Annotated in this window: 11 protein-coding genes; 7 read left to right on the top strand and 4 right to left on the bottom strand. The window is 71.6% G+C overall.

The features are described 5' to 3' along the window. Positions 1–326: 326 nt before the first annotated feature. Entirely contained in the window at positions 327–2,099 is a 1,773-nt protein-coding gene (locus ACFXAE_RS11380; RefSeq protein WP_384711555.1) for an acetyl/propionyl/methylcrotonyl-CoA carboxylase subunit alpha, read from the top strand. A 492-nt stretch (positions 2,100–2,591) separates the two neighbouring features. Here ACFXAE_RS11380 and ACFXAE_RS11375 read toward each other — a convergent pair whose 3' ends face one another. Both ACFXAE_RS11375 and ACFXAE_RS11370 read right to left on the bottom strand, forming a co-directional pair. Then, positions 2,592–3,530: a DeoR/GlpR family DNA-binding transcription regulator gene (locus tag ACFXAE_RS11375; RefSeq protein ID WP_384711552.1), complete on the bottom strand. Its 939-nt coding sequence runs from the start codon at positions 3,528–3,530 to the stop codon at positions 2,592–2,594. A 110-nt stretch (positions 3,531–3,640) separates the two neighbouring features. Further along, the gene (locus ACFXAE_RS11370) at positions 3,641–5,089 is read right to left on the bottom strand and encodes an NAD(P)H-quinone dehydrogenase (RefSeq protein ID WP_384711549.1); all 1,449 of its coding nucleotides are present in this window, start codon (positions 5,087–5,089) and stop codon (positions 3,641–3,643) included. Positions 5,090–5,186: 97 nt separating this feature from the next. Between ACFXAE_RS11370 and ACFXAE_RS11365 the strand changes: the two genes are divergently transcribed. The 3 genes from ACFXAE_RS11365 (at position 5,187) to ACFXAE_RS11355 (ending at position 8,290) form a co-directional block, all read left to right on the top strand. Then, a complete protein-coding gene (locus tag ACFXAE_RS11365; RefSeq protein ID WP_384711542.1) occupies positions 5,187–5,627 on the top strand; it encodes a gamma-glutamylcyclotransferase in 441 nt (146 codons plus the stop codon). Positions 5,628–5,719: 92 nt separating this feature from the next. Beyond that, complete coding sequence (locus ACFXAE_RS11360; protein WP_384711539.1) at positions 5,720–6,544, top strand: purine-nucleoside phosphorylase; 825 nt, start codon at positions 5,720–5,722, stop codon at positions 6,542–6,544. Between the two features lie 111 nt (positions 6,545–6,655). Continuing rightward, positions 6,656–8,290 (top strand): phospho-sugar mutase, encoded by a 1,635-nt coding sequence (locus tag ACFXAE_RS11355; RefSeq protein WP_384711536.1) that lies wholly within the window; start codon positions 6,656–6,658, stop codon positions 8,288–8,290. 44 nt (positions 8,291–8,334) lie between these two features. Here the strand turns inward: ACFXAE_RS11355 and ACFXAE_RS11350 are convergent, their stop codons facing one another. Continuing rightward, a complete protein-coding gene (locus ACFXAE_RS11350; RefSeq protein WP_384711533.1) occupies positions 8,335–9,009 on the bottom strand; it encodes a PH domain-containing protein in 675 nt (224 codons plus the stop codon). 112 nt (positions 9,010–9,121) lie between these two features. On the opposite strand from ACFXAE_RS11350, the gene deoC reads away from it, so the two are divergent. From deoC to ACFXAE_RS11335, 3 genes are read left to right on the top strand one after another with little or no spacing between them, the layout of a single operon-like run. Next, positions 9,122–10,075: a deoxyribose-phosphate aldolase gene (gene deoC / locus ACFXAE_RS11345; protein ID WP_384711904.1), complete on the top strand. Its 954-nt coding sequence runs from the start codon at positions 9,122–9,124 to the stop codon at positions 10,073–10,075. 5 nt (positions 10,076–10,080) lie between these two features. Further along, entirely contained in the window at positions 10,081–11,517 is a 1,437-nt protein-coding gene (locus ACFXAE_RS11340; RefSeq protein WP_384711530.1) for an aldehyde dehydrogenase family protein, read from the top strand. Beyond that, positions 11,510–12,403 (top strand): aldehyde dehydrogenase family protein, encoded by an 894-nt coding sequence (locus tag ACFXAE_RS11335; protein ID WP_384711527.1) that lies wholly within the window; start codon positions 11,510–11,512, stop codon positions 12,401–12,403. Before ACFXAE_RS11340 ends, ACFXAE_RS11335 begins: the two co-directional genes overlap by 8 nt. Positions 12,404–12,570: 167 nt before the next feature. Here ACFXAE_RS11335 and ACFXAE_RS11330 read toward each other — a convergent pair whose 3' ends face one another. After that, a complete protein-coding gene (locus ACFXAE_RS11330; protein WP_384711524.1) occupies positions 12,571–13,236 on the bottom strand; it encodes an NADPH-dependent F420 reductase in 666 nt (221 codons plus the stop codon). Positions 13,237–13,308: the final 72 nt, after the last annotated feature.

Raw genomic sequence — 13,308 nt, 5'->3', positions numbered from 1 at the left:
CGAGTATGTTCGGGCCGACGCGAAGGCTACTAACGGGTAAACCTCGGTACAAGGGGTCCGCGCAGGGCAAAGAATCATTGGGCCATTCGTAGGGACTCCACAAAGAAACGGAGTGGGCCGCAGCACGCTCTCACAGAGACCTTGACCACACAGGGCGGCTAGGGTTTCCGGGAAGAGCCCTGGGTACCGAGGTACGACAAGGGCTTTCGCGGGTCGAGCGAGCCTCGTATCACGCTCCGTGTGGGCAAGCTCACCAGTGGGGACGGGTCGAAGTGTCGTGTCGGCAGTCCCTAAACTCGGCTTGTTTCAAGGAGGGAGCCTCAATCGTGCGCAAGGTGCTCATCGCCAACCGTGGCGAAATCGCTGTCCGCGTTGCCCGGGCCTGCCGGGATGCCGGAATCGCGAGCGTTGCCGTCTACGCCGACCCGGACCGGGACGCTCTGCATGTCCGCGCCGCGGATGAGGCGTTCGCCCTGGGCGGTGACACTCCGGCCACCAGTTACCTCGACATCGACAAGGTGCTGACCGCCGCGCGTGATTCGGGTGCCGACGCCATCCACCCCGGCTACGGCTTCCTCTCCGAGAACGCCGAGTTCGCCCAGGCGGTGCTGGACGCGGGCCTGATCTGGATCGGCCCGCCGCCGCAGGCCATCCGTGACCTCGGTGACAAGGTCGCCGCCCGGCACATCGCGCAGCGCGCGGGCGCGCCGCTGGTGGCGGGTACACCCGATCCGGTGAGCGGGGCCGACGAGGTCGTCGCCTTCGCCGAGGAGCACGGGCTGCCGATCGCGATCAAGGCGGCGTTCGGTGGTGGCGGGCGTGGTCTGAAGGTCGCGCGGACGCTGGAAGAGGTGCCGGAGCTGTACGACTCCGCGGTGCGCGAGGCGGTGGCCGCCTTCGGTCGCGGTGAGTGCTTCGTCGAGCGCTACCTCGACAAGCCGCGGCACGTGGAGACGCAGTGCCTGGCCGACCGGCACGGCAACGTGGTCGTCGTGTCCACCCGTGACTGCTCGCTGCAGCGCCGCCACCAGAAGCTGGTCGAGGAGGCCCCCGCCCCCTTCCTGTCGGACGCCCAGACGGAGCAGCTGTACTCCGCCTCCAAGGCGATCCTGAAGGAGGCCGGCTACGTCGGCGCGGGCACGGTGGAGTTCCTCGTCGGCCTCGACGGCACGATCTCCTTCCTGGAGGTCAACACGCGTCTGCAGGTGGAACACCCGGTGACCGAGGAGGTCGCGGGGATCGACCTCGTCCGGGAGATGTTCCGCATCGCCGACGGCGAGGAGCTGGGGTACGGCGATCCGGTGCTGCGCGGGCACTCCTTCGAGTTCCGCATCAACGGTGAGGACCCGGGCCGCAACTTCCTCCCGGCACCCGGTACCGTCACCCGTTTCGACGCGCCGTCGGGCCCGGGCGTGCGGCTGGACGCGGGCGTGGAGTCCGGGTCGGTCATCGGCCCGGCGTGGGACTCGCTGCTGGCGAAGCTGATCGTCACCGGGCGCACGCGCAAGGAGGCGCTGGAGCGGGCCGCCCGTGCGCTGGGGGAGTTCCAGGTCGAGGGCATGGCCACGGCCATCCCGTTCCACCGCGCGGTGGTGAAGGACCCGGCGTTCGCACCCGAACTCACCGGTTCGGCCGAACCGTTCACGGTGCACACGCGGTGGATCGAGACGGAGTTCGTCAACGAGATCAAGCCGTTCGCCGCCGCCGTGGACGCGGGGGTGGAGGAGGAGGCGGACCGCGAGACGGTCGTCGTCGAGGTCGGCGGCAAGCGCCTGGAGGTCTCGCTCCCGGCCTCGCTGGGCATGTCCCTGGCCCGTACGGGGCTGGCGGCGGGCGCGAAGCCGAAGCGCCGGGCGGCGAAGAAGTCGGGCCCGGTGGCTTCGGGCGACACCCTCGCCTCTCCGATGCAGGGCACGATCGTCAAGCTCGCCGTGGAGGAGGGGCAGGAGGTCAAGGAGGGCGACCTGGTCGTCGTCCTGGAGGCCATGAAGATGGAGCAGCCCATCAACGCCCACCGGTCCGGCACGATCAAGGGCCTGAGCGCGGAGGTGGGCGCGTCGATCACCTCCGGCGCGGCGATCTGCGAGATCAAGGACTGACCCGTTCGACGCCTGCGGCGCTACGTTCACCCCGGTGGGGTGCGCGTAGCGCCTACGGTGGGTGGGTGGGTCGGGGCTGCGTCGGGGGCGTCCGTTCTCGGACCGGCGCGGATCACCTCTCCCGGAGGGGCTGAGGGCGCGGACGCGCCGGCCACTGCGGGCGGTCACCCCCGCCCGTCCCTTCCGCGCCACAGGCGGCATACCCGCCCCGCGCGCCTCCGCTCCCGGCTACCCGCGAACAGCCGCACGGCGCCACCTCGCGACCCGCGAACAGCCGCGTGCCGCCGTCACCGCGGGCAGTCGTGCGTCTCCCCCAGTGCCTGAACGGCCTGGGAAGTACTCCCAGGGCGGCACCGGTGGGCGAGGGGGGTACCCCGCTCGGGCGAAGCCGAGAGTGGGAGAGGCACCCCCGCAAGCGCCGGACCGCGCGCACACCCCGGGCCCGCACCAGCGCAGGGCACCGCACAAGACACCGCCCACCCGGACCGAGCGTCAGCGCCTGCGCAAATCCGCCACCCGCGCCCGATCGGCCCCCTGCGCCGACTCCGCCGCCCCCAGCCCCACAGCCGTACGCAGCCCGGACCCCTGCCGCCGCGGCCCGGGAAGAGGGACATCCCGGCGCCGGCGTCCCGCCGGGTCCCCCTCACCCCCCGCCCCCGCCACAGCGATCTGCACACCCTGATCGGCCAGCGCCTGCAACTCGGTCCCCGCCCGGTCGTCGTTCCCGGCCGGCTCGTCCGTCACCAGCCGCGTGATCAGATCCGTGGGCACCGTCTGGAACATCGTGTCCGTACCGAGCTTGGTGTGGTCCGCGAGGACCACCACCTCCGCCGCGGCCTGCACCAACGCCCGGTCGACCGACGCCGACAGCATGTTGGACGTGGACAGCCCGCGCTCGGCGGTGAGGCCGCTCCCGGAGAGGAACGCCCGGGACACCCGCAACCCCTGCAGGGACTGCTCGGCACCACTGCCCACGAGGGCGTAGTTCGAGCCGCGGAGCGTACCGCCGGTCATCACGACCTCCACCCGGTTGGCGTGGGCCAACGCCTGGGCGACCAGCAGGGAGTTGGTGACGACCGTGAGGCCGGGCACCCGGGCCAGCCGGCGGGCCAGCTCCTGCGTGGTGGTACCCGCGCCGACCACGATGGCCTCGCCCTCTTCCACGAAACTCGCGGCGAGGTCGGCGATGGCTGTCTTCTCGGCGGTCGCGAGATGAGATTTCTGCGGAAAACCGGACTCTCGCGTGAAACCGCCCGGCAGTACCGCACCGCCGTGCCGGCGGTCGAGGAGTCCTTCTGCCTCCAGCGCGCGCACGTCCCGCCGTACGGTCACTTCGGAGGTCTGGACGACGCGGGCGAGCTCACGGAGCGACACGGCCCCGTTCGCTCGCACCATTTCGAGGATCAATTGGCGACGTTCTGCAGCGAACACGAAACTGACAGTAACGCCAGTGACCGTCTGCTTTCAGCAGTTTGCGCTGAATAGCAGAAGTTGTTCGCACAGCCCTCCAGCAAGTGGTATAGGGCCGTTGCTTCCGGCCGTCAGGCCTCCGCGTCCGCCTTCCGGGTGTGCAACTGCCGTGCCACCTCGGCGATCGAGCCCGACAGCGAGGGGTAGACCGTGAAGGCGTTCGCGATCTGTTCCACCGTCATATTGTTGTCGACCGCGATCGAGATGGGGTGGATGAGTTCCGAGGCGCGCGGCGCGACGACCACGCCGCCCACCACGATGCCGGTGCCCGGACGGCAGAAGATCTTGACGAAGCCGTCGCGGATGCCCTGCATCTTCGCGCGCGGGTTGCGCAGCAGCGGCAGCTTCACCACGCGGGCGTCGATCTTTCCGCCGTCGACATCGGCCTGGGAGTAGCCGACGGTGGCGATCTCGGGGTCGGTGAAGACGTTCGACGAGACCGTCTTCAGGTTCAGCGGGGCCACCGCGTCGCCCAGGAAGTGGTACATGGCGATACGGCCCTGCATCGCCGCCACCGAGGCGAGCGCGAAGACGCCGGTGACGTCACCGGCGGCGTAGACGCCGGGAGCCGTCGTCCGGGAGACCTTGTCGGTCCAGATGTGGCCCGACTCCCGCAGCCTGACCCCGGCCTCCTCCAGGCCCATGCCCTCGGAGTTCGGGATGGCGCCCACGGCCATCAGGCAGTGCGACCCGGTGATGACGCGGCCGTCGGCGAGCGTCACCTCCACCCGGTCCCCGACCCGCTTCGCGGACTGGGCCCGGGAGCGCGCCATGACGTTCATGCCGCGACGCCGGAAGACCTCCTCCAGCACGGCGGCGGCGTCCGGGTCCTCGCCCGGCAGCACCCGGTCGCGCGAGGACACGAGCGTCACCTTCGACCCCAGCGCCTGGTAGGCACCGGCGAACTCGGCGCCCGTGACACCCGATCCGACCACGATGAGCTCCTCGGGGAGCTCGTTCAGGTCGTACACCTGGGTCCAGTTCAGGATCCGCTCGCCGTCGGGGCGGGCGTCCGGCAGTTCGCGCGGGTGCCCGCCGGTCGCGATCAGCACGGCGTCCGCGGCGAGCGTCTCCTCGGTGCCGTCCGCGGCGCGCACCACGACCTTCCGCGACCCGTCGAGCGCCTGCATGCCCTCCAGCCGGCCCCGTCCGCGCAGCACCCGCGCGCCGGCCCGGGTCACGGACGCGGTGATGTCGTGCGACTGGGCCAGTGCGAGCCGCTTCACACGCCGGTTGACCTTGCCCAGGTCCACCCCCACCACCCGGGCGGCCTGCTCCATGGGCGGGGTGTCGTCGGCGACGATGATGCCCAGTTCCTCGTACGAGGAGTCGAAGGTGGTCATCACCTCGGCCGTGGCGATCAGGGTCTTGGACGGCACGCAGTCGGTGAGCACCGACGCCCCGCCCAGGCCGTCGCAGTCGACGACGGTCACCTCCGCGCCGAGCTGTGCGGCGACCAGCGCCGCTTCGTATCCGCCGGGTCCGCCGCCGATGATCACGATCCGAGTCACGTACTCCATTGTCCCGCACACTTCACCGTGCGACCGCCCGGGGGGCTCGGCCGTGGCCCCCCTGTTACCGGAGTGGCCCCCGTTCCCGCTGCCGTACCCTTCCCCCATGTCGCTCTACGCCGCGTACGCCGCCAATCTCGACGCGCGGCTGATGTCCCGCCGTGCCCCGCACTCGCCGCTGCGCGCCACCGGCTGGCTGAACGGGTGGAGACTGACGTTCGGGGGCGAGCACATGGGCTGGGAGGGCGCGCTGGCCACGCTGGTCGAGGACCCGATCTCGGCGGTCTTCGTCGCCCTCTACGACATCGCCCCGATGGACGAGGAGTCCATGGACCGCTGGGAGGGCGCGGGCGGCCTGGACCTCTACCGCCGCACCCGGGTCCGCGTGCACACCCTGGACGGCGAGGAGCGGGCCTGGACCTACGTCCTCAACAGTTACGAGGGCGGCCTCCCCTCGGCCCGCTACCTGGGCGAGATCGCCGACGCGGCCGAGTCCGCGGGCGCACCCCACGACTACGTGATGGAACTCCGCAAGCGCCCCTGCTGACGCCCCCCTCGCGGGAAACGACAGGACAACGATCGCCAACCCGTCGGCTCCGGCATCTACGCGCGTAGGCGAATACCGGCTACCCTCTTCGCGTGAACGCTTCTCTTCTTCCGGACGACATCCAGGGCGACCCGTACGCCGCCGCCGACGCCGCCGCCGCGCGCCTGCGCGAACTCACCGGCGCCGAGACCCACGACGTCGCCCTCGTGATGGGCTCCGGCTGGGCCCCGGCCGTGGACGCCCTCGGCACCCCCGAGGCCGAGCTCCAGGTCACCGAGCTGCCCGGTTTCCCGCCGCCGGCGGTCGAGGGCCACGGTGGCAAGATCCGCTCGTACGCCATCGGCGCGAAGCGGGCCCTGGTGTTCCTGGGCCGTACCCACTACTACGAGGGACGCGGGGTCGCGGCCGTCGCCCACGGCGTCCGTACGGCCGTGGCCGCGGGGGCGAAGACGATCGTCCTGACCAACGGCTGCGGGGGTCTGCGCGCGGGCATGCGCCCCGGTCAGCCGGTGCTGATCAGCGACCACATCAACCTCACGGCGACCTCGCCGATCGTCGGTGCGAACTTCGTCGACCTCACGGATCTGTACTCGCCGCGGCTGCGGGCGCTGTGCAAGGAGATCGACCCGACCCTGGAGGAGGGCGTCTACGCGCAGTTCCCCGGGCCGCACTACGAGACGCCGGCGGAGATCCGGATGGCCCGGGTGATCGGGGCGGACCTGGTCGGCATGTCGACGGTCCTCGAGGCCATCGCCGCCCGGGAGGCGGGGGCGGAGATCCTGGGTATCTCCCTGGTCACCAACCTGGCCGCGGGGATGACGGGCGAGCCCCTCAACCACGAGGAGGTCCTCCAGGCCGGCCGCGACTCCGCCACGCGGATGGGGTCGCTCCTGGCGCAGGTGCTCGGGCGCCTGTAGGGCGCGGGGCCGTACCCGTTTCCACGCGGGGCCGTACCCGTTTCCACGCGGGAGCCGGCGCCGCAGGCATGCAACCCTGACAGTCGACGAACTCAGAGAGGCCGACCGACCGTGCAAGACGACGCCCTCATCGCACAGGCCCAGGCGTGGCTCGCCGAGGACCCCGACCCGGACACCCGCGAGGAACTCGCCCGCCTCATCGACGCCGGCGACCACGCCGGGATCGCCGCCCGCTTCGGCGGGACGCTCCAGTTCGGCACCGCCGGCCTCCGGGGCGAGCTCGGCGCCGGCCCGATGCGCATGAACCGCTCCGTCGTCATCCGCGCGGCCGCCGGCCTCGCCGCGTACCTGAAGAAGCACGGCCACACCGACGGCCTCGTCGTCATCGGCTACGACGCCCGCCACAAGTCGCAGGACTTCGCCCGGGACACCGCAGCCGTCATGACGGGCGCCGGACTGCGCGCGGCTGTCCTGAACCGCCCCCTCCCCACCCCCGTCCTCGCCTTCGCCATCAGGCACCTCGGCGCCGTCGCCGGAGTCGAGGTCACCGCCAGCCACAACCCGCCCCGCGACAACGGCTACAAGGTGTACCTCGGCGACGGCTCCCAGATCGTCCCCCCGGCCGACGCGGAGATCGCCGCCGAGATCGAGGCCGTGGCGTCACTCACCACGGTCCCCCGGCCCACCGAGGGCTGGGAGACCCTGGACGACACCGTCCTGGACGCCTACCTGGCCCGCACGGACGCGGTCCTGTCCAAGGACTCCCCCCGCACCGCCCGCACCGTCTACACGGCGATGCACGGCGTCGGCAAGGACGTCCTCCTCGCCGCCTTCGCCCGGGCCGGCTTCCCGGAACCCGTCCTCGTCACCGAGCAGGCCGACCCCGACCCGGAGTTCCCGACCGTCGCGTTCCCCAACCCGGAGGAGCCCGGTGCGATGGACCTGGCCTTCGCGAGGGCCCGCTCCACCGACCCCGACCTGGTCATCGCCAACGACCCGGACGCCGACCGCTGCGCCGCGGCCGTCAAGGACGGCGCCGACTGGCGCATGCTGCGCGGCGACGAGGTGGGCTCGCTCCTCGCCGCCCACCTGGTCCGCCGCGGAGCGACGGGCACGTTCGCGGAGTCGATCGTCTCGTCGAGCCTCCTCGGCCGCATCGCCGGGAAGGCCGGCCTCCGCCACACCGAGACCCTCACCGGCTTCAAGTGGATCGCCCGCGCCGAGGGCCTGCGCTACGGCTACGAGGAGGCCCTCGGCTACTGCGTCGACCCGGACGGCGTACGCGACAAGGACGGCATCACCGCCGCGCTCCTGCTCACGGAGCTGGCGTCCACCCTCAAGGAGGAGGGCCGCACCCTCCTCGACCTGCTCGACGACCTCGCCGTCGAGCACGGCCTGCACGTCACCGACCAGCTCTCGGTCCGCGTACAGGACCTCGGCCTGATCGCCTCCGCGATGCGCCGCCTGCGCGACCGGCCGCCCACGGAGCTGGCCGGCCTCCGGATCACCACCGCCGAGGACCTGACCCGGGGCACGGAGACCCTCCCGCCCACCGACGGCCTCCGCTACACCCTGGACGGCGCGAGGGTCGTCGTCCGCCCCAGCGGCACGGAACCGAAGCTGAAGTGCTACCTGGAGGTGGTGGTCCCGGTCGCCACGAGGACCGGCCTCCCCGAGGCCCGCGCGAAGGCGACGGCACTCCTCGCGGAGATCAAGCAGGACCTGTCCGAGGCAGCCGGCATCTGAGGACACCCCACGCGGGGCGAGCGCGCTCGCCCCGCGTCACTCGCTCATCCCACCGCCAGCAGCACCGCCAGCAGCACCGCTCCCGCGGCAGCGGGCGCCGCGATCTCGTAGGCCCACCGCACGGTCACCTCACCCTGCGCGGCCTCGGCGCCCTGCCGCCGCTCGTGCAGCTCACGCATCTCGTCCATCGCCAGGTCGCTCTCGTGCCGCCGAGGCCCTTCGGCGGCACCCTCCGCACCACGGCCGCCACCACCCTTGCGCGCGGCCTGCGCGGCAGCCCGCGCCTCCTGCCGGTGCGCCTTGCTACGGGCCCGCAGCGAGACCGGGAGGGCCCACAGCTGGTACTTCGCGCCGGACTCGGTGAAGACCTCGTTGGTGAAACCGGACCGCAGCGAGGCGACCCGCCCCCAGGGCAGCACGATCACGCGGAACGGGTTGCGGACGCACAGCCGGTCGTCGTTCACGTACACGGCGGGGCGCAGCGTGTAGGCGACGACCAGCGGCACGAGGAGGAGCATCGCGGCGAGGGCCAGCCACGGGGTGCGGCCCTCGCCGGCGAACACCGCGTCGACGCCGAGCCATCCCATGACGGCGAGCAGCAGCACACCGCCGACGAGACCCGCGGGCGAGCGGTAGATGCGGTCCTGGTACTGAGGCGCCGCGGACCCGGTCGGCTTCGTGGGCTCCGGGTCGGGCGGCTGGTGCTCGGGGGTCGTCATGCTCCCGATTCTGCACGACGTCCCCGGTGACGTCGCAGGCGGTGGAAGCCGCGCAGGACGCACTCCGGGGCTGTACAGCCGCTACGCGCGTAGATATGCTCGTCTGGTGACCATGCCCACCACTGCACCACACGCTCTCAGCGACGTCACCGCGTCCGGCAGCACGCTGCGCCGCTTCCTCCACGGACTGCCCGGCGTCGACGCGGTCGGCCTGGAGGCGCGCGCCTCCTCCCTCGGCACCCGCTCGATCAAGACGACCGCGAAGGCGTACGCCATCGACCTCGCCATCTCGATGGTCGACCTGACGACGCTGGAAGGCGCGGACACCCCGGGCAAGGTCCGGGCGCTCGGCGCGAAGGCGGTCCGCCCCGACCCGACCGACCGCACCACGCCCGCCACGGCCGCGGTCTGCGTCTACCCCGACATGGTGGCCACGGCCAAGGAGGCCGTCGCCGGCTCCGCCGTCAAGGTCGCCTCCGTCGCCACCGCCTTCCCGGCCGGCCGCGCCCCGATCGCCGTGAAGCTGGCGGACGTCCGCGAGGCCGTCGCCGCCGGTGCGGACGAGATCGACATGGTCATCGACCGCGGGGCGTTCCTCGCGGGGAACTACATGAAGGTGTACGACGAGATCACCGCCGTGAAGGAGGCCTGCGGCGCGAGCGCGCGCCTGAAGGTCATCTTCGAGACGGGCGAGCTGTCGACGTACGACAACATCCGCCGCGCCAGCTGGCTCGGCATGCTGGCCGGGGCGGATTTCATCAAGACCTCGACCGGCAAGGTCGCCGTCAACGCGACCCCCGCGAACACCCTCCTGATGCTGGAGGCGGTCCGCGACTTCCGCGCCCAGACCGGCGTCCAGATCGGTGTGAAGCCGGCCGGCGGTATCCGCACGACCAAGGACGCCATCAAGTTCCTGGTCCTGGTCAACGAGACCGCGGGCGAGGACTGGCTGGACAACCACTGGTTCCGCTTCGGCGCCTCCTCGCTGCTGAACGACCTGCTGATGCAGCGTCAGAAGCTGGCCACCGGCCGTTACTCCGGCCCCGACTACGTGACGGTGGACTGATCACCATGGCACCTGTTTTCGAGTACGCACCGGCGCCCGAGTCCCGCTCGGTCGTCGACCTCGCCCCGTCGTACGGCCTGTTCATCGACGGCGAGTTCACCGAGGCGGCAGACGGCAAGGTCTTCAAGACCGTCTCCCCCTCCACCGAGGAGGTCCTCTCCGAGGTCGCCGAGGCCGGTGAGGCGGACGTCGACCGCGCCGTGCGGGCCGCCCGCAAGGCCTTCGAGAAGTGGTCGGCGCTGCCGGGCTCCGAGCGCGCGAAGTACCTCTTCCGCATCGCCCGCGTCATCCAGGAGCGCAGCCGCGAGCTCGCCGTCCTCGAGACCCTCGACAACGGCAAGCCGATCAAGGAGACCCGCGACGCGGACCTCCCCCTGGTCGCCGCGCACTTCTTCTACTACGCGGGCTGGGCCGACAAGCTCGACCACGCCGGCTACGGCGCGAACCCGCGCCCCCTGGGCGTGGCGGGCCAGGTCATCCCGTGGAACTTCCCCCTGCTGATGCTGGCGTGGAAGATCGCCCCGGCGCTCGCGACCGGCAACACGGTGGTGCTGAAGCCCGCCGAGACGACTCCCCTCTCGGCGCTCTTCTTCGCGGACATCTGCCGCCAGGCCGGGCTCCCCAAGGGCGTCGTCAACATCATCACCGGCGACGGCCGCGCCGGCGCCGCGCTGATCGCCCACCCCGACGTGAACAAGGTCGCCTTCACGGGCTCCACGGCCGTCGGCAAGGAGATCGCGCGCACGGTCGCGGGCACCCGCAAGAAGCTGACCCTCGAACTGGGCGGCAAGGGCGCCAACATCGTCTTCGACGACGCCCCAATCGACCAGGCCGTCGAGGGCATCGTCGACGGCATCTTCTTCAACCAGGGCCAGGTCTGCTGCGCGGGCTCCCGCCTCCTGGTCCAGGAGTCGATCCACGACGAACTCCTCGACTCCCTCAAGCGCCGCCTGTCGACGCTCCGCCTCGGCGACCCGCTGGACAAGAACACCGACATCGGCGCGATCAACTCCGCCGAGCAGCTCGCCCGGATCACCGCGCTGGCCGACCAGGGCGAGGCGGAGGGCGCCGAGCGCTGGTCCCCGGCCTGCGAGCTCCCGGAGAACGGCTACTGGTTCGCCCCGACGCTCTTCACGAACGTCACCCAGGCACACACCGTCGCCCGCGACGAGATCTTCGGCCCGGTGCTGTCGGTCCTGACCTTCCGCACGCCCGACGAGGCGGTCGCCAAGGCCAACAACACCCCGTACGGCCTGTCGGCGGGCATCTGGACGGAGAAGGGTTCGCGCATCCTGGCGGTCGCGAACAAGCTCCGTGCGGGCGTCGTCTGGTCCAACACGTTCAACAAGTTCGACCCGACCTCGCCGTTCGGCGGCTACAAGGAGTCGGGCTTCGGCCGCGAGGGCGGCCGCCACGGCCTGGAGGCGTACCTCGATGTCTGAGCAGAACCGTCTGAGCGTCTTCAAGACCTACAAGCTGTACGTCGGCGGGAAGTTCCCGCGTTCCGAGAGCGGCCGGGTGTACGAGGTGACGGACTCGAAGGGCAAGTGGCTGGCCAACGCCCCGCTCTCCTCCCGCAAGGACGCCCGTGACGCGGTGGTCGCCGCGCGCAAGGCGTTCGGCGGCTGGTCCGGCGCGACGGCGTACAACCGCGGCCAGATCCTGTACCGGATCGCGGAGATGCTCGAAGGCCGCCGTGACCAGTACGTCGCGGAGGTCGCCGACGCCGAGGGGCTGTCGAAGTCCAAGGCGGGCCTCCAGGTGGACGCGGCGATCGACCGCTGGGTCTGGTACGCGGGCTGGACCGACAAGATCGCCCAGGTGACCGGCGGCGGCAACCCGGTCGCCGGCCCGTTCTTCAACCTCTCCTCCCCCGAACCGACGGGCGTGGTCGCCGTACTGGCCCCCCAGGAGTCGTCCTTCCTGGGCCTGGTCTCGGTGGTCGCCCCGGTCATCGCGACGGGCAACACGGCGGTCGTGGTGGCGTCCGAGAAGTCCCCGCTCCCCGCCCTCTCCCTCGGCGAGGTGCTGGCCACCTCCGACCTCCCCGGCGGCGTGGTCAACGTCCTCTCCGGCCGTACGGCGGAGATCGCCGCCCCGCTCGCCGCGCACCAGGACGTCAACGCGATCGACCTCGCGGGCGCCGACGAGGTGCTGGCGAAGGAGCTGGAGATCGCGGCCGCGGACAACCTCAAGCGCGTCCTGCGTCCACAGCCTGTGGGCGACTGGTCGGCGACGCCCGGCACCGACCGCATGACGGCGTTCCTGGAGACCAAGACGGTCTGGCACCCGACGGGTTCGCTGGGCGCGTCGGGCTCCGCGTACTGACCGAGCGGCTCCACGTGAACCCACTCGGGTGACCCCGACGGCTTCCGATGCCGTCGGCCCCGCCCCGGCACCATGAGGGGAGCGTTTCTCCAGGCACGACGCCGCTCACGCGGTGTTTCGCCTGGAGAAACGCTCCCCTCACCGAACGGCGCACGTGAGAGACACACCTACTCCTGTACGCCGACACGCCTGTCGTCCGAGTGGAGGTGAGGGACGGCGGAGCCGGGGTCGAAGCCCGCGAAGGCCAGGCCGATGACGAAACCCGCCGCTTCCTCCAACTGACGAACGCGAGCCAGCGCTCCCAGGAGCGCCGGCACTCCGCCGACGTCACGGACCAGCTCGCCGACGACGTTCAGTGCCGCCGTGTCGTCACCGCACATCGCCACCGTCGCACGAGGGCGGCCACCGCCGGGCGGGCGCGTCCACTGGTCGGCGGGAAAGAGGTGGAACGCCTTGACGACCTGGGCTCCCGGAGCCAGCCCGGCAATGCGCTCCGCCATGGACTCGCCGTATTCGGTGAGCAGGGTGCCGACGCCGTGCACGACGGCGTTCGTGGGGTCGATCAACGGCATCCCGTCGAGCGCGCCACCGGACGCGCCCACCGATTCCAGCATCTCCTCGACGCCGTCCCAGGACACGGCGAGGAGCACCGCATCGCGCCCGGCGACCGTCTCACGCGGGGTGGCGGCACGGACCCCGTGGCCCAGCCGCTCGGCGAGGTCCTCCGCCTTGGCCTGCGAGCGTCCACCGATCACCACCTCATGTCCCGCCCGGGCCCAGCCCTCTCCGAGGGCCGCCGCCAGCGTTCCCGTTCCCAGGATCCCGATGCGCATCCGTCTGTGCCTCTCCCGTAGCGGTCGGTCGGATGGCTACGGTAGGCAAGGCGTTACGCACCGATCGGTGCG

Source organism: Streptomyces sp. NPDC059454, assembly GCF_042749965.1.
Classification (GTDB): domain Bacteria; phylum Actinomycetota; class Actinomycetes; order Streptomycetales; family Streptomycetaceae; genus Streptomyces.
Note: the sequence above shows the minus strand (reverse complement) of the source record. Positions and strands in the feature narration are given on the sequence as shown.

Bases quoted from the DNA above. Each gene is read 5' to 3' on its own strand.
- ACFXAE_RS11350 (WP_384711533.1), bottom strand. From the start codon at position 9,009: ATGACGACCCCCGAGCACCAGCCGCCCGACCCGGAGCCCACGAAGCCG.
- ACFXAE_RS11365 (WP_384711542.1), top strand. From the start codon at position 5,187: ATGTCGCTCTACGCCGCGTACGCCGCCAATCTCGACGCGCGGCTGATG.
- ACFXAE_RS11335 (WP_384711527.1), top strand. From the start codon at position 11,510: ATGTCTGAGCAGAACCGTCTGAGCGTCTTCAAGACCTACAAGCTGTAC.
- ACFXAE_RS11370 (WP_384711549.1), bottom strand. From the start codon at position 5,089: ATGGAGTACGTGACTCGGATCGTGATCATCGGCGGCGGACCCGGCGGA.
- deoC (WP_384711904.1), top strand. From the start codon at position 9,122: ATGCCCACCACTGCACCACACGCTCTCAGCGACGTCACCGCGTCCGGC.
- ACFXAE_RS11340 (WP_384711530.1), top strand. From the start codon at position 10,081: ATGGCACCTGTTTTCGAGTACGCACCGGCGCCCGAGTCCCGCTCGGTC.
- ACFXAE_RS11330 (WP_384711524.1), bottom strand. From the start codon at position 13,236: ATGCGCATCGGGATCCTGGGAACGGGAACGCTGGCGGCGGCCCTCGGA.